The 18,184-nt window shown below is 44.8% G+C and carries 17 protein-coding genes and 1 pseudogene; 8 read left to right on the forward strand and 10 right to left on the reverse strand.

The features are described 5' to 3' along the window. Positions 1 to 1,122: a tetratricopeptide repeat protein gene (locus tag LNN34_RS14835; protein ID WP_095714477.1), complete on the reverse strand. Its 1,122-nt coding sequence runs from the start codon at positions 1,120 to 1,122 to the stop codon at positions 1 to 3. 120 nt (positions 1,123 to 1,242) lie between these two features. Between LNN34_RS14835 and LNN34_RS14840 the strand changes: the two genes are divergently transcribed. Beyond that, positions 1,243 to 1,746: a M15 family metallopeptidase gene (locus tag LNN34_RS14840; RefSeq protein WP_024120117.1), complete on the forward strand. Its 504-nt coding sequence runs from the start codon at positions 1,243 to 1,245 to the stop codon at positions 1,744 to 1,746. 5 nt (positions 1,747 to 1,751) lie between these two features. Here the strand turns inward: LNN34_RS14840 and LNN34_RS14845 are convergent, their stop codons facing one another. Then, positions 1,752 to 3,113: a YcdB/YcdC domain-containing protein gene (locus LNN34_RS14845; RefSeq protein ID WP_095714478.1), complete on the reverse strand. Its 1,362-nt coding sequence runs from the start codon at positions 3,111 to 3,113 to the stop codon at positions 1,752 to 1,754. A gap of 185 nt (positions 3,114 to 3,298) precedes the next feature. Continuing rightward, complete coding sequence (locus tag LNN34_RS14850; RefSeq protein ID WP_229043752.1) at positions 3,299 to 4,720, reverse strand: YcdB/YcdC domain-containing protein; 1,422 nt, start codon at positions 4,718 to 4,720, stop codon at positions 3,299 to 3,301. 164 nt (positions 4,721 to 4,884) lie between these two features. On the opposite strand from LNN34_RS14850, the pseudogene LNN34_RS14855 reads away from it, so the two are divergent. Together LNN34_RS14855 and LNN34_RS14860 are read left to right on the forward strand one after the other, a co-directional pair. Next, a pseudogene (locus LNN34_RS14855) lies at positions 4,885 to 5,015 on the forward strand (hypothetical protein). 23 nt (positions 5,016 to 5,038) lie between these two features. Then, a complete protein-coding gene (locus tag LNN34_RS14860; protein WP_024120114.1) occupies positions 5,039 to 6,103 on the forward strand; it encodes a DUF4352 domain-containing protein in 1,065 nt (354 codons plus the stop codon). A gap of 37 nt (positions 6,104 to 6,140) precedes the next feature. On the opposite strand, the gene LNN34_RS14865 is transcribed toward LNN34_RS14860, so the two are convergent. The 3 genes from LNN34_RS14865 to natA all read right to left on the reverse strand — a co-directional run bounded on the left by LNN34_RS14865 (position 6,141) and on the right by natA (position 9,110). Beyond that, entirely contained in the window at positions 6,141 to 7,073 is a 933-nt protein-coding gene (locus tag LNN34_RS14865; protein WP_198097899.1) for an aldo/keto reductase, read from the reverse strand. 135 nt (positions 7,074 to 7,208) lie between these two features. After that, on the reverse strand, positions 7,209 to 8,369 hold the full coding sequence (locus tag LNN34_RS14870; RefSeq protein WP_229043722.1) for an ABC transporter permease: 1,161 nt from the start codon (positions 8,367 to 8,369) through the stop codon (positions 7,209 to 7,211). After that, the gene (natA, locus tag LNN34_RS14875; RefSeq protein WP_059292022.1) at positions 8,370 to 9,110 is read right to left on the reverse strand and encodes a sodium ABC transporter ATP-binding protein NatA; all 741 of its coding nucleotides are present in this window, start codon (positions 9,108 to 9,110) and stop codon (positions 8,370 to 8,372) included. Positions 9,111 to 9,253: 143 nt separating this feature from the next. On the opposite strand from natA, the gene natR reads away from it, so the two are divergent. Both natR and LNN34_RS14885 read left to right on the forward strand, forming a co-directional pair. Next, complete coding sequence (natR, locus tag LNN34_RS14880) at positions 9,254 to 9,955, forward strand: two-component system response regulator NatR (RefSeq protein ID WP_024120110.1); 702 nt, start codon at positions 9,254 to 9,256, stop codon at positions 9,953 to 9,955. 12 nt (positions 9,956 to 9,967) lie between these two features. Continuing rightward, complete coding sequence (locus LNN34_RS14885; RefSeq protein ID WP_229043723.1) at positions 9,968 to 10,924, forward strand: sensor histidine kinase; 957 nt, start codon at positions 9,968 to 9,970, stop codon at positions 10,922 to 10,924. A gap of 43 nt (positions 10,925 to 10,967) precedes the next feature. Here the strand turns inward: LNN34_RS14885 and LNN34_RS14890 are convergent, their stop codons facing one another. Further along, positions 10,968 to 12,047 carry a helix-turn-helix domain-containing protein gene (locus LNN34_RS14890; protein ID WP_095714482.1) on the reverse strand — a complete coding sequence of 360 codons (1,080 nt, stop codon included), beginning with the start codon at positions 12,045 to 12,047 and terminating at the stop codon, positions 10,968 to 10,970. Positions 12,048 to 12,283: 236 nt separating this feature from the next. Between LNN34_RS14890 and LNN34_RS14895 the strand changes: the two genes are divergently transcribed. After that, complete coding sequence (locus tag LNN34_RS14895) at positions 12,284 to 12,667, forward strand: RDD family protein (RefSeq protein WP_095714510.1); 384 nt, start codon at positions 12,284 to 12,286, stop codon at positions 12,665 to 12,667. Between the two features lie 37 nt (positions 12,668 to 12,704). Here the strand turns inward: LNN34_RS14895 and LNN34_RS14900 are convergent, their stop codons facing one another. Both LNN34_RS14900 and LNN34_RS14905 read right to left on the reverse strand, forming a co-directional pair. After that, positions 12,705 to 13,343, reverse strand: a complete 639-nt coding sequence (locus LNN34_RS14900) for an esterase/lipase family protein (protein WP_095714483.1) — start codon at positions 13,341 to 13,343, stop codon at positions 12,705 to 12,707. A 170-nt stretch (positions 13,344 to 13,513) separates the two neighbouring features. Further along, positions 13,514 to 14,647: a type II asparaginase gene (locus tag LNN34_RS14905; RefSeq protein ID WP_095714484.1), complete on the reverse strand. Its 1,134-nt coding sequence runs from the start codon at positions 14,645 to 14,647 to the stop codon at positions 13,514 to 13,516. A 216-nt stretch (positions 14,648 to 14,863) separates the two neighbouring features. Here LNN34_RS14905 and LNN34_RS14910 point away from each other — a divergent pair, with 216 nt between their 5' ends. Then, entirely contained in the window at positions 14,864 to 15,430 is a 567-nt protein-coding gene (locus tag LNN34_RS14910) for a TetR/AcrR family transcriptional regulator (protein WP_024120104.1), read from the forward strand. Between the two features lie 57 nt (positions 15,431 to 15,487). Beyond that, positions 15,488 to 16,930 carry a lincomycin efflux MFS transporter Lmr(B) gene (gene lmr(B), locus LNN34_RS14915; RefSeq protein ID WP_063623076.1) on the forward strand — a complete coding sequence of 481 codons (1,443 nt, stop codon included), beginning with the start codon at positions 15,488 to 15,490 and terminating at the stop codon, positions 16,928 to 16,930. A 115-nt stretch (positions 16,931 to 17,045) separates the two neighbouring features. Here lmr(B) and LNN34_RS14920 read toward each other — a convergent pair whose 3' ends face one another. Further along, on the reverse strand, positions 17,046 to 18,161 hold the full coding sequence (locus tag LNN34_RS14920) for an aminotransferase class V-fold PLP-dependent enzyme (protein ID WP_229043724.1): 1,116 nt from the start codon (positions 18,159 to 18,161) through the stop codon (positions 17,046 to 17,048). Positions 18,162 to 18,184 lie beyond the last annotated feature (23 nt).

Here is an 18,184-nt window from a genome sequence, read left to right on the forward strand (position 1 = left end):
TTATTGGAAGCGCTGCTCGGCAAGTGTCTTTTTTATGTCCATCAGCCTGCGGTAAAAGAAAGCGGCTGACTCATAATTTTGCTGCTGATTGAAGCGTTCTGCCGCATCCAGCAGCAGCTCCTCTGCATCAGCGAGAAGCTGGCGGGATTCGAGAAGGTCAAAGCATTCTTCGAGTACCTTCCTGTCGCCGCTGCCCAGATAAAGCTCGTGAATAAGGCGGAATTTTGTTAAGTACATGTCATCCGCCCATTCTGCCGCGCATTTTACCCCGTGTTGATACGTCTCTATTGCTTTCTCATATTTTTCTTCTTTACAGTAGATATGTGTCAGTGAAAATACAGCTTGAACGGTCTGCTGAAATTTGTGCTCTTCAAAAATGGCGGCGGCCTTCTTGAAATAGCCCTCCGCTTCGCTAAGATCTCCCAAGCTGTACTTACAGTGGCCTACGTTATAATGAGCGGCGGCAATCATATATGCTTCCTCAAGCTGCCTTGCATGATCCAAAGCGCTGCACAGGTGCTTGAGCGCCTTTTCATGATGGTAGACATCCGTCAAATTTCCGGCAATGATAAATTCACACTGCACACGGCGGCGGCCGTACAGTTCGTATTTCGTATAGATATCAAGCGCCTGGCTTGCATAATTCATCGAAAAATACGTTTGTTTGATGTGATAATACACTTCTGCGACCTTAAAAAGAAATTCAGCTTTTTCAATCTCATCTTCCACATACTCCAGCTTTTCCTCGGCGTGCTTATAATGATCGATGGCTAAAATGAAATTTTTCTGCTTAAATTCGTACATCCCTCTGAAATAGTAAAAATAATATTCTAATAAGCCCGTCAGTTTTTGCTGATTGCTTTCAATTTCGTTCAGCATGTCAGAGAACGGAGGCTCGGTGTCGCTGTCTTTCACCGGCATCAGCTTGTCCAGCATGATCCGATGCCGAAATTCCATCAAAGAAAAATATAATAGCAAATCCTGATTTTCTTCCATGTCTTCTAATTCGTACTCGATCTCCTGCTTTAACGCTTCTGCTTGATCTGCTTCAAACGCACGAATGTGTTTGTACCATTCGTTTAGTTTTACCGCCACTTCTTCAGATGGAATCTTTGCTCTCAATGATCTGCCTCCTTCCTCCTGCTACTATTTATGTTATATTTTATCATAGCTATTCTCTTTTAGAGAGAGTCAATGGCTTAAAACATAACATTCAGCACCTCATGAGAAAGTGAGACCGGTATGAAATTAATAGCAAAAACATCCTTCATCTTATGCCTCCTGTTTGTGGCGGACCTTTGTTTTTCATATGTGCGGCACGCATGGCACGCTCAAACCGCTCTGCAGGACAGGCCTGTTCCTTCCGCTCTTGATCCGATTGTGAAGCAGAATGCCGACACCCTCAAGGCTGCCGCATCAAATAAAGGCATCTCGATCGTGATTACTGAAGGATTCAGATCCTTCAAGGAACAAGACGAATTATATAAGCAAGGACGCACAAAAAAAGGGAATATTGTCACCTACGCAAAGGGAGGGGAATCGTATCATAATTATGGTTTGGCGATTGATTTCGCTCTTCAGAAAAAGGATGGCAGCATCTTATGGGATATGGATTACGACGGCAATCAAAACGGGAAATCAGATTGGCTGGAGGTCGTCACCATCGCTAAAAAACTCGGATTTGAGTGGGGCGGGGATTGGGAACGGTTCAAGGATTACCCTCACTTGCAGATGATTCCTGACTAGACACCTCACAGCCTCTTCTTTTTTCTTTTATGCGCATCAATATATGAAGGATAAATCGGCTTATACACAAGCTTATAATGCTGATGGCTGCCTGCTGAAAAATCAGGCTGCCACTCCAGCTTCACATCAAACGCTGATAAAAATGCTTCTCTCGCTTCGTCAGCTGAAACATCCGGTTTGTGGTTGATTGTTTCTAATTGCTCTGGGTCTATATCCGGAGCCATAAAAGCGTCAACTTTTCCTGTTTCCGGGTTGACGATGATGCGGGCAGCGCCGAACCGCAGCGGTATTCCTTTATACCAGACAGAAAAATGATTGCGGACCCTGCCTCTTTCGTCGATTCGGATTGGATTCACTCTGAAAAACTCATCAGCTCTCGGATAGAGTGCGTACAAAAACTGAAGCGCTGTCTCTTGGCATTCTTCCATTGAGTAATGTGCAGAACCCTGTAGTTCCATAAAAGAAATAGCTGCTTTTAATTTTCCTGTTTTTTTATCAGTCTTCATTTTGATTGTATTTTTATTTCTCGTCGCAAAATAGCTTCCTATGCTTAAATCCTTTCGCTCCGGCGCACTGCCTTTGCGCCAAGTGCTTCCAAGTTCCTCTCCGAAGTCCTTTTCACCGACTTTTTTCATATCAGGGGTAAATCCCAGCATTCCATATATATCGGTTCCTTCTTTTTTTTCAAGCGGCGGGAGAGGCGCCCCGTTTTCCGTTCTTTCATCCGATATATGCTGGTCAGGCACGATTTCATCTACATCCGCTGGATAGCTGTAACCGGGCAAAATCGGTTCATAGACGAGTCTGGGCGACTGTTCATCATCAATGACGTCATACATGAGCCGTAAAGACATGGTATTGACATAATGGGAAATGACCTTCTCTTTCTCTACGAATTCCTTTGGGATGTCGGCTTTGTTCCCTTCTCCGTAATATAAAAAATGGACAATCTGTCCGCTGCGGGTGATATCTATTAAAAATCCTGAATTAGGAAGTGAGAGGCCCAGCTGTTTTTTTGTATAAACAAACCGGATGTGATGCCCTCGTTCTTCCTTGGCTTGAAAATGAAATTTCATAAATGTGGCCGGATGGTGGGCTGCGGCAAACTGAAGAGCTGTCAGCTTCAGCTCGGCATCTGGGAGCTTTTTGTCCTGCTCGAGGCCGGCGGCTGTTGAAAATGTGAGCAAAGCGCCGTCGTTCGAGAGTTCCACGATAATTTGCTTTTCCGGATCTTCGGGGTCCTTCCAAATGAAGTATGCATGCCCCTTCTTCTTTTGTTTTTGAGCATAATCTTCGATCTCAAGCTCATAATGCGGCGGTACATTTCCGATCTCTTGCGCCTTCTTTTTCAGCTGTTTGTTTACCAATGAAGTCATCCTTTCAAAGAGTCTACGACAAAGAGAACCTTGTTTATTATATAAAAAGACCCTTCTTCTTTTAAAGTGAAGAAAGGTCCTTTTCTATTAAGGAAACTGGGTTTCCATATCCTTTCTATTACTTTTTTCATACATCAGCCAGTACACACGCCGAAAATGTGTGACTTTTGACTGTTTTACAATGCACTTATGACAGCCTCACCAGTATGGGCATCAATCAATCTCGGATATACCGGGTTGTAGACGAGCCGGTAGCTGTTTTCTTCATCTTCTTCGTATTCTCTCTTCCAGCCAAGCTCGACTTTAAAATGGCGCCAAAAGATAGACTTGGCTTGTTCCGGTGAAATGGATGGAACAGGGTCAATCGCTTGGAGCACTTCAGGGTCAATGTCCGGTCCCACGTAAACGGTAATAAGTCCTGTCTGGCGGCTGACGCAGATTTTGACCTGCCCAAACCGAAGCGGAACTCCGTTACAGTGCACGTCAAACGTAAAGACGGCTGACGAGCTTTCTTCATCCTGTTCAGCGTATTTGATCTTAAAATATTGATCAGCATTCGGAAACAACGCAAACAGAAAACGAATGGCGATTTTTTCGCACTCTTCCTCGCTTACGGTATACGGCCCTTTTTCGTCTATAAACGACATAACACCTTCAAGTTTTCCGGTTTCTTTGTTATGGATGGTTTTCAGCATTTGGTGAATCCGTCCTCTTAACCAGCTGTCCATGCTTTTATCCGCCGGTTGATACACAGGATTATCCGGATTCCGCCAGACGATCCCGATTCTCCCATCCCCTAGATCCGTTTCCCGCTCTTTGACTAAGCCTTTTTCGACCCCGATCATGCTGCCAGGATCGGCCTTTTCGTGAATGCCCTCGAATAAAGGGAGAGGAAAGCTTTCCCGCTCCCTGTAATCGTCATTATCAAATTCTTTTTCTTCTCGAACCAAATCAGCAGGCACAGCAATGCCCGCGTTTTCAAACTCATACACCAAATGCGGCTGATCGTCTCCGTTTTTGTAGACAGAGCGATGAAGGATCTCAAACAGGAGAGTGACATCTACATCTTTCTTGAAATAAGCCAGTGCTTCTTTTTCATCTGCGACCTGTTCCGGCTTGATTATATTGCACGCTTTCCCGTAATACCGAAAATACACCACCTCCCCTGATAAGGAGACATCAGCCATAAATCCGCTCATAGGAAGCGGCAGCCCGTCTTCCATTTGAACATATGAAAACCTTACTTTATCATCATACGCCTCATCATTTTCTTCACGGACAAATGCAGACGGAGCTTCAGGATAATGAGAGTTCACGAACTGAATCAAGATATCCTCTATTTGGTCTTCGGACAGCTTCTCATCGCTTTCAAGCTCAATATCACGAGAAAGCCCTTCCAGCTGTCCGTCCGGTCCAAGCTCTACGATGATCCCTTTGTGTTCATCCTGCGGATCTATCCAGCAAAAATACGACCTTTTCCGTTCATCACCATAATCTTCAATTTCCAGCTTTAAGTGTGTCGGCACACGGCCGATTTCCAGTGCTTTTTGTTTCAATTCCTCTTTTTTCACCAAGGCGGCCCCCTTCTTCGTTCGAATGTCACCCTTCGACTGATCACAAAGTAATAGTCTAATATACACAAATTTCTGTGTTTTCCAGTTTTACCAGAACATTTTTCACCAAAAATAGTATGATGAACCTATTCAATATAAAAGCTAATAATCTTAAAATTAATTCCGTTGCAACTTTTTATAGGTCATCAATCGCAAAGAAGGACGGAGTTTCCAGAAATCTGGGTAAAACCGTGAGAAAAGAACCGATTTTTTTGGCTGCATGATGTCAATCCATTCAAAAAGATCCAATTCTCAAAGACAAAAGGCTCCCCTTTCCTAAAACCATTTGAGGAGGAAAAATGAATGTTTCAGAAAAAAACGTACGCTGTTTTCCTTGTTCTCCTGCTGATGCTGTTTACAGCTGCTTGTTCCGGAAGTAAAACAAGCGCGGAGAAGAAAAATTCAGAAACAGAAAAAAGCGCAGATATAGCTCAAGTTAAGATCAAAGATGTCTCTTATACACTTCCGTCTCAGTATGATAAGTCAACTTCAGATGATCAGCTCGTGTTAAAGGTAAATGTCGCTGTGAAAAACACAGGGAAAGAACCGCTTAATGTAGACAATATGGATTTCACTTTGTATCAGGGTGATACCAAAATGTCTGACACAGATCCTGAAGACTATAACGAAAAGCTGCAGGGCAGCACGATTAACACTGACAAATCCGTTGAAGGAAATCTTTTCTTCGTTGTAGATAAAGGCGAAAAATACGAGCTGAATTATACGCCGGAATCTTACGGTGATAAGAAGCCAAAATCAGTTACATTCAAAATTGATGGAAAAGACAAAAAAATCCTTGCGACAGCAGATCAGCTCCAAGACTCTGCGAAAGCTTTATCGGCATATATAGATGTCCTTCTTTTCGGTAAAGATAACAAAGATTTCGAAAAAATCACCGGCGCTAACAAAAATGAGATTGTGAACGACTTTAACGAGTCAGCAAAAGACGGCTACCTCTCAGCATCAGGCCTTTCAAGCACATATGCGGACAGCAAAGCGCTTGATAATATCGTGAACGGCATTAAAGCGGGATTAAGCAAAAACTCATCGATTCAAGCGAAAACAACTTCTATCTCTAAAGACGAGGCAATTGTTGAAGCCACAGTTAAACCTGTAGATGCATCTTCTCTTTCAGACCGTATCGAAGACAAAGTGAAAGACTACTACAGTAAAAACTCTAGTGCTAGCTATGAAGAGGCAGTGAAATACGCGCTTCAAGTCTATCCAGAAGAGTTCAAAAAGCTTGGCCCGGCTTCAAGTGAAAAAACAGTTGAAGTGAAAATGAAGAAAAATGACATCGACCAGTGGCAGCTTGATATGGACGATTACAGAGCAGCAGAATTAGTTGAAGCATTCATTAAAGAATAAACATCAAAAGGAAATAGCCCCAGGGCTATTTCCTTTTTTATTTAAAAATCCTGCTGATGAACTCTGCTTCATCATCCGTCAGTTCAACATCTAAGGTTTTTAGGTTAGCCTTCAGCTGTTCCGGGCGCTTAGCACCTGGAATGATGGCGTCTACAGCCGGTCTCGTTAACAGCCAAGCCAAGGCGACATGAGCCGTTTCCGCATTCTTTTCCTCAGCTACCGCTTTGAGCTTGTCCACTTTTTTCAGGTTTTGAATAAAGGTTTCTCCCTGGAATTGCGGGTTGTTCTTTCGATTGTCGTCAAAGGCATCATCTTTTGTAAACTTTCCGGTCAGCAGCCCGGATGCGAGCGGGAAGTACGGAATAAAGGAAATCCCGTGTTTTTCACAGTATGGGAGCAGCTCCTTCTCAGCATCACGCTGAATTAAAGAGTATTCTGACTGAAAGACCTCCAAATAGCCGTCCGCATTAAATTCCTGCAATTGCTGATAATTGAGGTTCGAAGCCCCGATCGCTTTGATTTTCCCTTCATCCTTCAGTTCCTTCAGCGTGCCCGCGACTTCCGCAAGAGGTGTCTTGCCATCCGGAAAATGAACATAATACAGATCGATGTAATCTGTCTTCAGCCGCTTCAGGCTCTTTTCTACCTCGCCGCGAAGAAAATCCCGGCTGTTGTCTAATTCAATGCGGCCGTTTACTTCTTTATGGGCTCCTTTAGAGGCGATAATGAGCTGATCCCGGACACCGCGTTCATGAACGACCTCACCGATTAATTCTTCGGACCGCCCCAATCCATATATAAAGGCGGTATCGATAAAGTTCACGCCGCCGTCCAATGCCGTGCGAACCAAGTCCTTGCCAGTTTCATCATTCAGATTCGGAAACAGATTATGCCCGCCGACCGCATTTGCGCCGAATCCGATCCGTTTCACCTGTAAATTCGTTTGCCCAAGTGCACGTGTTTGATCCATTGTCCCTTCTCCTTCCGAAATGATTTGATGAAAAATAGCGCAGGTTCCACTTTCTGTATTAGATATCCTTTTTCTATTTTCCTTCTTTTTTCAGCATACACAAAAAGGAGAAAGTGTATTTCTCCTTTTGCAAGTTTATTTTGGAAGAACCCATTTGTCTTTTAAGAAGCAGGCTCTGGCCAGTAAAAAGAAAATGGCGATGAGCACGACGATGGTTCCGCACGTGTATAGAATGGCAGCCGGATTTATCATCCCGAATAACAGCTGTTTAAATAAGGCGTGCAGGTTTAGGAATGGGATGAAAAAGTAGGATAGATCGATTTGATTCGGCGCCTTATTGAAGATGAAAAACATCGGGAATATAGGCAGAAAGACGACAAGAGACATATAGCTCTGCGCTTCTTTTACCGTGCCGGAAATGATGCTGATCATAAGCTCCATTGCGGCGATCAGCATTGCAGAAAGCACGATGATCAAGGCTGAAGCTCCGATAATGACCCATAAGTGATCTCCCAGCTGAAAGGCTGTTCTTAACTTTTCCGTAAATAAGACGGTGCACAGAATCAGAAAGATCAGTGACAATACGCCAGAAGCTATCCCGAAGGTAGAAACCGCAAGCCACTTGCCGACTAACACTTTGTTTCTGCTGACCGGGGTTAACAGCAGCGCTTCTATGGATTTCCGGTCCTTTTCTCCGGCAATAATATCAAGAGCGATCGGCATGGCACCGGAAACGATTGATGTTAAAAGCAGCATCGGAAGAATGGCGGAAAGCATGATCGCGGAAACGCCTTGCTCTTCATCTGCTTCTTTTTGCTGAACCGAAAACGGCTGGATCACCGAGTGGTCAATATGTTTACTCGTTAAACGTTCTTGCACAATTTCATTTTTGTACTGCTCTAAGGCAGATTGCACAAGCTGTATAGCATTTGATGAACCTTGATCGACCGAGCTGCCGTAAACGTCAATCTCAAAAGATGTCATACTGGTGATATAAGAATCAAACTCTTTCGGGACGTTCAGATACACATCCGCTTTGCCGTCATCGACCGCCTGTTCAGGTTTTGCGAATGTCTTTACACTGATTTCGTCAATCGCATTCAGCTTATGTTCCAGCTCAGACGGCAGGGACTGGCCGACAGCGATCGTGTACTGCTCCCCTTTGTCCGAAAGCATGCTTTCGTAGAAAAACACAAGGCCCAGCATCGTAATCATCGGAACCAAGATCGTCAGTAAAATTGTTTTTCTGTCCCGTAATGCGTCGATCATCTCTTTTTTATAAATCTGTCCTACCATTTATGAAATCCCCCTGACCAGCTTAGACATAAAGATGTAGTTCAAATCGTCGCTGCGTTCGCTCTCGTATAGTGTTTCAAGTGCTCCTCTGTAAATGACCTCTCCGCTGTGCATCATAATGACACTGTCACAGAGCGCCTGCACCTCCTCCATAATGTGGCTGGAGAACAGGATGGTTTTGTGTTCTCTTTTCAGCTGCTGAATAAATTCACGGAAGATATTGCTTGACGTAATATCTAGTCCTGTCGTCGGCTCATCAAATAAAATGATATCCGGATCGTGAATCAGCGCCCTGGCAATGGCGACTTTCTGCCTCATTCCTTTTGAAAACCCGCCCACTCTCCGGTCCATATAATCACGCATGCCGAACCGTTTTGATAAATCTTCTATTCTCGCTTTGATTTCGTGGCGGTTCAGCCCGTACAGCCGGCCAAAGTACTGTAAATTTTCTTTTGCAGTCATCCGGTCATAGAGTCCTGTTTCTCCCCCGAATAAGACGCCGATTCGTTTCTTGACCTCCGCCGGCTGCTTGGCCGTGTCAAAGCCGTCTACTGCGATCGTGCCCTGTGTCGGTTCAAGCAGGGTCGCGATCATTCTCAGCATCGTTGTTTTGCCGGCTCCGTTTTCTCCGAGAATGCCGACGACTTCTCCTTTTTGAATCGTTAAGCTTACATCACGCACAGCTTTGACTACTTTTTTCTTATCTGTAAACCTGCGGCTGCAATCCGTCAGTGTAATCATGTCACAATCTCCCTTTTTGTTATTTCTAGTAATGACTATATACGAAAAGCTGGATTTGTTGGATAAAGTTGTCGCGAAGAGTTCTTTTTATGTCGCGAAATGGGATAAAATAAAGGTGATTCTATTTAACTAGGGGAATGATAATGGTAAAAGTCGGACTAGTCGATGATTATCGAGTAGATTTAGAGAAGCTGGAAGCAATCGTGTCCAGAATGCAGGATGTCGAAATTGTCTTTGCCACCGATTCGGCGGAGGAAGCTTACAGCCGGGTGAAGAACGGGGACATTGATCTTCTGCTTGCCGATATTGAGATGCCTCACATGTCAGGCTACGAGCTGGCGGATTTAATCAGATCTCATTCGCTGGATGTGGATGTGATTTTCGTCACCGGCAACAGCGGCTATGCGGTTCACGCATTTGATCTGAACGTCCACGACTATATTATGAAGCCGTACCACGCCGATCGTCTCAGCTCTTCCTTCGAACGTTATTTCAAAAAGAAAACGGAAACGAGCTTGAACGGGCGGATTTTGATTAAACAAAAATCTAAAATGCATGTGCTGCAAAAGAAGGATATCATTTTCGCCGAACGCACAGGACGGTCGACGACGATTGTGACAACAGCTGAAGAAGTGCAAACGTATCAAACATTAAACGATATTAAAGGCGATCTGCCGGAGAAGGATTTTCTTCGTTCGCACCGCTCCTTTATTATCAACATTCATTACATTAAGCATTTTTCCGCTTATACGAAGCATTCGTTTACGGTTTCGTTTGAGGGAACATCTAAAAAAGCGATGATTACCAAGCAGCAGCTTGATTATTTTCAAAACTATTATTTTTGAGGAGCGCAGGTTGTGATAACTCTGTTTCAATGTCTTTATTTGTTTTTATTCAGTTTCCTATTTTATCAGTCGGCTGCCATTCTATCGCACAGCACAGCCGTTTCTTGGCTCGCCGCTGCTTTAGGCGCGGCGGCAGCGGTTTTATACATATGGAAAACGAAGCCTATGCGGGATCGCTGTCCGCTTCAGCTCTATTCATGTATCGCCGTGATTCACATTCTGTCGGCGGCGTTTTTGCTGATCGCCCCCTCTGGATTGGCACTGCTGCTTGTGATTGTGATATTCGCAACGTGTGAATGGCTCCGCATCGGGCTGTGCCGCTCGCTGACAAAGCTTTTTGAACAAATCGATCGGCTGACTCAGGCTGAACAGCACGCCAATCGAATGCTGATGGATGTCAGGAGCCGGAATCACGATACAATGAAGCATATCACAGCGCTCAGCTCGGCGCAGTCAGAGCCGGACACACAAACATACATAAAACATTGGGCGGGCCAGTACAGTCAATATGACCGGTTTTTGAAAGGAGAGAGTGCGTACATCGCAGGGGTGCTGTATGACTTTCTGGAAAAAGCAAACGCTTCGAATGTGAACGTTTCACTGCATTTGCATACACCGCTTTCTTCCCTCCCTTTCTCTCCCGCTGATCAGGTCAGCCTGGCCGGCAACATATTAGAAAATGCGCTCGACAGCGCTGCAGAGGCCCCTGAGAAAGCGGAGATCAAGCTGGAGACAACACTGCGAAGCGGGCTTTATGTGCTGATTTGTGAAAATACAACACCCGGCATGGAACCGAAAGTGCTCGATACACTGTATCAGTCATTCGGCCATACGACGAAAAGCGGCACTCATGAAGGAATCGGCACTTATGTGATCCAAAAGCTGGTGAACCAAGCTTTTGGCAAGCTTGATTTCACATATCGCCACCCTGTCTTCCGTTTAGAAATCAAAATTCCGTTCCAAAAATAAAAAACCTTGAAAAGCTTGGCTTTTCAAGGTTTTTTGTTCGTCATTAAGATGTTAATGATTGTGCAAAGCGATCCGCTTCATCTTGAAGCGTGCTTTCAATTTCTTTGTAGCGGCTTGAAATCGTTGATGCGCTTACGCCGTATTTTTTCGCCAGTTTGGCTTGGGAAACGGTTGCGCCGTTAAGTGAGATTGCATTCACATAATATTCAACTGCCGCCGCAAAAGCTTCCGGCTTTCTGATGACAGGTGATTTTTTCTCGCAGAACGATTTCCAAATGTCAATGACTGCCGGAATCAGCTCATTCGGATATTCATCTCCGCTCATGCCTTTTTCGATCGCCGCCGCTGTTTCTTTCTCCATGTCGTTTGCCCACTCAACGTTGCTTTCTTGAACAGGCTCCGCTTGCTGCGGCTGTTCATCTTTTTCAGCTAACAGCGCGAAAAGTACGTTGTTGAACTCCTGCTTCATGAAGTCCTCCGGCGTTTTGCCGTTTTTCACTGCAGCATCCGCATATGTCTTCACCTTGCTGATCAGCTCTTCCGTTCTCTTCACTGGGAAGATTGTGAACTGCATGAAGAATTCCGCTTTTTCCGCTTCATGAATCGGATAGCCGAGAATCAAGCTTCCCACTGGAGGGAGGTCTTGACTTGTGACGTCCATTTCCACGTCGAATTGTTTTTTCGTAATGACATCTTCAAAATGAATAACTGCTTCTTTCATATCCTTCAGCAGCAATAAAGCAGGCGTCATGCTCTTCCAAGATTCAACGATCTCACGTGTTTTCGGGCGGGTGATCGAATCGCCTTTTTTCTGAAGGTACTCTTCAAAGATCGTTTTGTCACCAGCGAGCGGGTGAAAGAAGATTCCCCAGATTCCTAAATTAAATACACTGATGTCCTTTGTCTGCCTGTCCATAGTAGAAAGAAAATCATGCTGGTTGATAAAACCTGAAATGCTTTCTCTATGTACTGTGAAGGCATACTCCACTAAGTCTTCCTGAATTTGTTTTGCTTCTTTTGCCGCTAATTCTGTCGGGAAGTCGACAACTTTATTTCCGCAGCATTTTTTATATTTCTTACCGCTGCCGCATGGGCAAGGGGCATTTCTTTTCACTTTTCCCACAATAAACCCTCCGAATTCTGTTGTAACTTTTCTATTTTAACAAAAATAACTTCTGAGGGCTTGGTTTCGGGCTAAAAAAGAATTTGGTAATGTGACAGCCTGGTTCATTATGTAAATTTACCCATGACTTTTTCATCAACTTTTGTGATTTAAGACTTATAACCTATTCCCACTTTAGGCCCTTCTTTTTTACAATCGTTAGGTGTTTATCTAAAATTTTTAAGGAAGTGTTTATGTTGGAACTAGCTGGTTTTATGCTGCGTGCCTGCGCTCTTGTGCTTGACGTGATCATTGCGGCCGCAGTGATTTTAGCATCCGGATTTATGTTTGGCGACGGGTCCGCTGGCGTCATCGCTGTCGCCATATTGATGCTGCTTGTGTATCCTTTGCTGATGCCGCTGACAAATTGGAAGGGTACGCTGGGCAAAAAAATCATCGGGCTGCAAATCGTGAGAGATGAAACACACGAGAAAATCTCCCTCCCTCAGGCCATTGTCCGTTACCTGATAGCGTGGGTGCATGTGTTTTCCCGCCTGATCTATTTAACAGCCGCATTTACGAAGAAAAAACAAACCGTTCATGATATGGCTGCGAAAACAATTGTGCTGAAAGCAGAATAACCTTGAAGAATAGGATTCTTCAAGGTTATGTTTCTCATTAGTTCGTATTTTGTCCGCCACCGTTCAGCCCTTCTTTAATCAGGCTGTTGACTTGGCTGCTGTACAGAAGGCCGATATGTCCGACACCGTTGATACGAACATTTTTTGCCCCTTCTAAATTAGACAGATAGTTCATAACAATCATGTCCGCCGAGCTGTAAATGGACGTATATAAAATCTTTTGATTTGGGTCCGTTCCCGGAAGCGCCTTGTTTGAAACGAGACGGTTCGCGCCGCCAAGCGTTACGACGTTTTCAATTTTATTACCGCCGTCCAGTTTTTTTATGTAATAAAGCGTGTTGGCGCCCCCCATGCTGTGAGCGACAATGTCCACTTTTTTCGCACCGGTTTCATCTAATACCTTTTGCACAAAACGTGATAATACTGGGCCGTTGTTTAGGTTATTGCCTGTCTTGTCCCAAAAATCCACAGCATACAGCTTGTCCCGTGACCAGCCTTGTGATGCCAAATACGTTTTAATACCGGCAAAGTTAAAAGAAGCTCCGCCAATTCCGTGAACCATCACCACCGGATTATGTTCAGCGGCTTTCGCTGACGGCTGCATCGCAAACATGGATGTAACTGACAGCGCAACAATTGTTACAAGTGCAATGATCTTACCTCTTAAAAGTTTCATATTTTCCTCCTTTTTTTGTAACAAATTCTTAAATTATAATACTTTGCCAAATTAATTAAGTAAAGGGTAAATTTGACTTATTTTTAAAGAAATTTTAAGGTTGAGAGAACATTTCAGCTGTTTATGATCCCGAAAACGCACAAAAAGAAGGCTTTTCCGCCTTCTTTTCTTTAATATTCATTAAAATAGTCTTGGATTTTTTTAGGATCATCTGTTTTGGTGAGCGCGAGCATTAACAATATCCGGGCTTTTTGCGGATTTAAGGAGTTTGAAGCCAAAAGGCCGTTTTTCACATAGTCGCCGTTCGGTGTGACGACACCATTTCCCGTACGGGTTGAGCGAACCACTGTGACGCCTTTTTTGACCGCACTGACTGCACCTTTTTCGGCTGCGTCAGATAACGATCCGTTGCCTGATCCTGCGAAGACTATGCCTTTTGCTCCGGCTTTCACAGCCGCATCAAACAGATAGCTTCCGTCATTTTGGTAGCCGTACAGAATGTCTACTTGCGGCAGTTTATCAAGACCGGAAATCGAGAACTCCGTATCCTTTGTATGCTTGCGTGTCATTTCATTATGAAAATAAATGTCATCGGCAATCGTTCCGATGTATCCCATTTCTTCTGATTTAAAGGTGTCTGTTGCGGTTGTATTGGTTTTTGTAACGTACCGTGCTGAAGCAATGCGGTCATTGAGAACGACGAGCGTCCCTTTCCCTTTTGCATCAGGTGCGCCTGCCACTTTAACTGCGTTATACAAGTTGGACGGGCCGTCAGCACTGATGGCTGTGGACGGCCTCATCGAACCGGCAACAACAACCGGTTTATCGCTTTTTACAATGAGGTTCAGAAAATAAGCCGTTTCTTCTAATGTATCTGTTCCGTGGGTCACGACAATACCGTCAACATCTTCTGAAGAAAGCAGTTTGTTGACTCGTTTTCCGAGCTTCAGCAATGTTTTGTTATCAATGTTTGTGCTTCCGACGTTAACCACTTGCTCGCCGCTGACATTCGCAATGTCCTTCATCTCTGGCACCGCTTTGATCAGAGACTCAACGCCGACGACACCTGCTTTGTATTCAGTTGTAGAGGTTTTTGATTTATCGGCTCCGGCAATCGTACCTCCTGTCGCCAGTATTTTGATATTTGGAAGGTCATTTTTTTTGGAAGCAGAAGCTGAAGAAACTTTTTGTGTCTGCGTTTTTTCTTTTGGGGATTCTTTTGCTTCAGGAGATTGTGAGCATCCGGTAAAAGCAAGCAATAGTGCGGTAAAAAGGGTCAGTAAGAGGAATCGTTGTGTTTTCATGTTTTCTCTCCTTTTGTTTGGTAACGTCTTTACACCTTTTAATAATTGAATATTTCATTTATTCAGTCAAAATGTGCGTCAGGTTATCTCTCAGCTTTTTTATATGCTCATTTTATTTTCTTATTCGAGTTCCTTTATCTTGACATTCGATGGGTGAATCATGATAATAGACCAGTCACTATATTTTATGATCGCAATCAGTAAGGTGGGAATGTTATGAGCTATGGAGATTCTCGTGAGAAAATCCTTTCTGCAGCTACCCGGCTTTTTCAGCTGCAGGGGTATTACGGCACGGGACTGAACCAGATTATTAAAGAAAGCGGTGCACCTAAAGGCTCTCTTTACTACCACTTTCCCGGCGGTAAAGAACAGCTGGCAATTGAAGCCGTGAATGAAATGAAGGAATACATTCGCCAGAAAATCACAGACTGCATGGACGTGAGCACTGATCCCGCAGAAGGCATTCAAGCCTTTCTGAAGGAGCTCTCCTGTCAATTCTCATGCACAGAGGACATCGAAGGCCTGCCCGTCGGCTTGCTTGCGGCAGAGACATCATTAAAAAGCGAGCCTTTGCGAAAAGCCTGTGATGAAGCCTACAAAGCGTGGTCCCTTGTGTTTGAGGAAAAATTGCAGCTGTCGGGTTACAGCGAGAGCCATGCCAAGGAATCAAGCATCATCATTAACGCGATGATTGAAGGCGGCATTCTTTTATCATTAACGGCAAAAGACAGCACACCGCTTCTTCATATCTCCAGCCGCATTCCCGCTCTGTTGAAGAAATAAAAAAAGAGACATACTACTACAAGCTGAGTGAATACATTCAGATGAACGAGAGGAGAAATAGATTTGGAAACAGCAGCTAAAGCATCTCAGCAATATAAAGTGATGCCAATTATGATATCTTTGCTGACGGCCGGTTTTATCGGCATGTTCAGTGAAACAGCGCTGAATATCGCGTTAACCGATCTTATGAAGGAATTGAACATTACAGCGGCAACCGTTCAATGGTTAACAACAGGCTATTTGCTTGTGCTCGGTATTCTTGTTCCTGTTTCAGGTCTGCTATTGCAATGGTTTACAACTAGACAGCTTTTTACTGTGTCACTGATTTTTTCAATCATAGGCACCTTGATTGCGGCGCTTGCGCCTAGCTTCTCATTTTTATTAGCGGCGAGAATCGTTCAGGCACTTGGAACAGGACTCTTATTACCGCTCATGTTTAATACGATTTTGGTGATTTTCCCGCCCCATAAACGGGGAGCGGCCATGGGAACAATCGGACTTGTCATTATGTTTGCGCCGGCAATCGGCCCTACATTTTCCGGGTTGGTTCTTGAGCACCTTAACTGGCACTGGATTTTCTGGATCTCTCTTCCGTTCCTTGTGCTTGCGCTCATTTTCGGTATCCTGTACATGCAAAATGTGTCTGACATCACAAAACCGAAAATTGATGTCCTGTCTATTATTCTGTCGACGATCGGCTTCGGCGGCATTGTGTTTGGATTCAGCAACGCGGGTGAAGGCTCTGGCGGATGGTCCAGCCCGACTGTGATCGTTTCACTTATTGTCGGTGTTATCGCCCTTATTCTATTTTCAATCCGTCAGCTGACGATGAAGCAGCCGATGATGAACCTGCGTGCATTCAGATACCCGATGTTTATTTTGGGCGTCATTATGGTCTTTATTTGCATGATGGTCATCCTGTCATCCATGCTGCTTCTGCCGATGTATCTGCAAGGCGGCTTAGTCTTAACAGCATTTGCCTCAGGACTTATTCTCTTGCCGGGCGGTATTTTAAACGGATTTATGTCACCTGTCACAGGCCGTCTGTTTGATAAATACGGACCGAAGTGGCTTGTTATTCCGGGATTTTTGATTGTGACTATTGTTCTGTGGCTCTTCTCAAATCTCACGACAGCTTCAACAGCAGTGCTGATTATCGTGCTGCATACCTGTTTGATGATTGGGATCTCCATGATTATGATGCCTGCTCAGACAAACGGTTTAAACCAGCTTCCGCGTGAGTTTTATCCGGACGGCACTGCCATTATGAACACACTTCAGCAAATGGCGGGCGCGATCGGGACAGCTGTTGCGGTCAGCATCATGGCTGCCGGTCAGCATGACTACATGAGCAGCGTAAAAAATCCAGCCGATCCGGCAGTCATTCCGCAGGCATTGACAGCTGGCGTTCAGCATGCATTTGTCTTTGCGATGATTGTTGCGATTATCGGTTTAATTGCCGCTTTCTTTTTGAAGCGAGTAAAGGTTGATCATCAATAAGAAAACCCCCTGATCTTGAGGTCAGGGGGTTTTTTATACCTATATCGGACAACACACTCAAGCAAGACGCGAGCGGCGCCTAAGGAGGTGAACATCTATTTTTAAGTGATCGCTTTTAACGCGCGGATAAAATCGCAGCCATTTCATCAATCGCATAATGCAGTTCGCTCTTCGTATTATAAAAGTGAGGAGCGAGACGGATGACATTGTCCCGCGGAGCGCAAATCACGTTTTTCTTCTTTAGTAACGCCGCCGTTTCAGATGCCCGTTCATCCCGAATGGAAATCATGCCCGGCTGCTGTACCGATGGCGCCCCCGCAAGCTCCAGCCCTTTTTCAGCTGCATATTGAAACGCATCGGCACTCACTGCTTTTATATGATCGCGGATACGGGACATTCCGATATGATTCAGCAGCGATAAAGCCGCAGCCGCTGCATACACGCTTATAAAAGCAGGGGTTCCTGTTTGAAAACGCCTCGCGCCTTCTGCATAAGACGACGCCCCAAACCCGTTTTCCCGCCCGAACCAAGCAGATGCTTTGGGCTTCAGCTCGTTCGCCAGCTCTTTTCTCACATAAAGAAACGCCATGCCCGGTATGCCGAGCATATACTTTCTGGTGCCTGCCGCCAGCATATCTATGCCCCATTCTTTCACATCAATAGGAATATGCCCGGCAGATTGATAAGCATCCACAAATAACATCGATCCCTTTCTCTTGGTGATGGCAGCGATGGCTTTTATATCCTGAATGCAGCCGTCACGGTAATGAACGTGCGGAACACAGGTCAGCACCGTCTCTTCCGTGATATATGTTTCATATTGTTCGAGCGGCTGCTCACCGTCTATTGAAGGGATCACAGATACATTATAATCAGATTGCGCCTGCCAAATATGAGACACAGCCGGAAAATCCATCTCCGTGTATACAACATGTTTCTTTTTAACAGCAGACAAGGATGATGCCACGGAAATCATCGCATCAGAAACTGACGGCACAATCGCAATCTCATCCGGCTCAGCCCCTACCAGTCTCGCAAACTCGTTTCTGGCACTCTCTGTCTTGTCAATCGCTTCATTCCAGTTCGTCCCCCTATGCAGCAAGCTGTCATGATAATCTTGTATCGCCTTTGACACCGGCTCTGCCAACGCGCTCTGTGAGCAGCTGGCAAGCATGATGCGGCTCTGCACGGTTGGGAACAGATGTCGGTACTGCTGCGGCAAATGTTCCATTCTGATTCACTCCTTTTTATTAT

The sequence above is a fragment of the Bacillus sp. AF23 genome (genome assembly GCF_020861455.1).
GTDB lineage: Bacteria > Bacillota > Bacilli > Bacillales > Bacillaceae > Bacillus > Bacillus halotolerans.

Coding starts and splice junctions, on each gene's coding strand:
- LNN34_RS14900 (WP_095714483.1), bottom strand. CDS start 13,343: ATGAAACTTTTAAGAGGTAAGATCATTGCACTTGTAACAATTGTTGCG.
- LNN34_RS14865 (WP_198097899.1), bottom strand. CDS start 7,073: ATGGATCAAACACGTGCACTTGGGCAAACGAATTTACAGGTGAAACGG.
- LNN34_RS14840 (WP_024120117.1), top strand. CDS start 1,243: ATGAAATTAATAGCAAAAACATCCTTCATCTTATGCCTCCTGTTTGTG.
- LNN34_RS14870 (WP_229043722.1), bottom strand. CDS start 8,369: ATGGTAGGACAGATTTATAAAAAAGAGATGATCGACGCATTACGGGAC.
- LNN34_RS14905 (WP_095714484.1), bottom strand. CDS start 14,647: ATGAAAACACAACGATTCCTCTTACTGACCCTTTTTACCGCACTATTG.
- LNN34_RS14860 (WP_024120114.1), top strand. CDS start 5,039: ATGTTTCAGAAAAAAACGTACGCTGTTTTCCTTGTTCTCCTGCTGATG.
- LNN34_RS14920 (WP_229043724.1), bottom strand. CDS start 18,161: ATGGAACATTTGCCGCAGCAGTACCGACATCTGTTCCCAACCGTGCAG.
- LNN34_RS14910 (WP_024120104.1), top strand. CDS start 14,864: ATGAGCTATGGAGATTCTCGTGAGAAAATCCTTTCTGCAGCTACCCGG.
- natA (WP_059292022.1), bottom strand. CDS start 9,110: ATGATTACACTGACGGATTGCAGCCGCAGGTTTACAGATAAGAAAAAA.
- natR (WP_024120110.1), top strand. CDS start 9,254: ATGGTAAAAGTCGGACTAGTCGATGATTATCGAGTAGATTTAGAGAAG.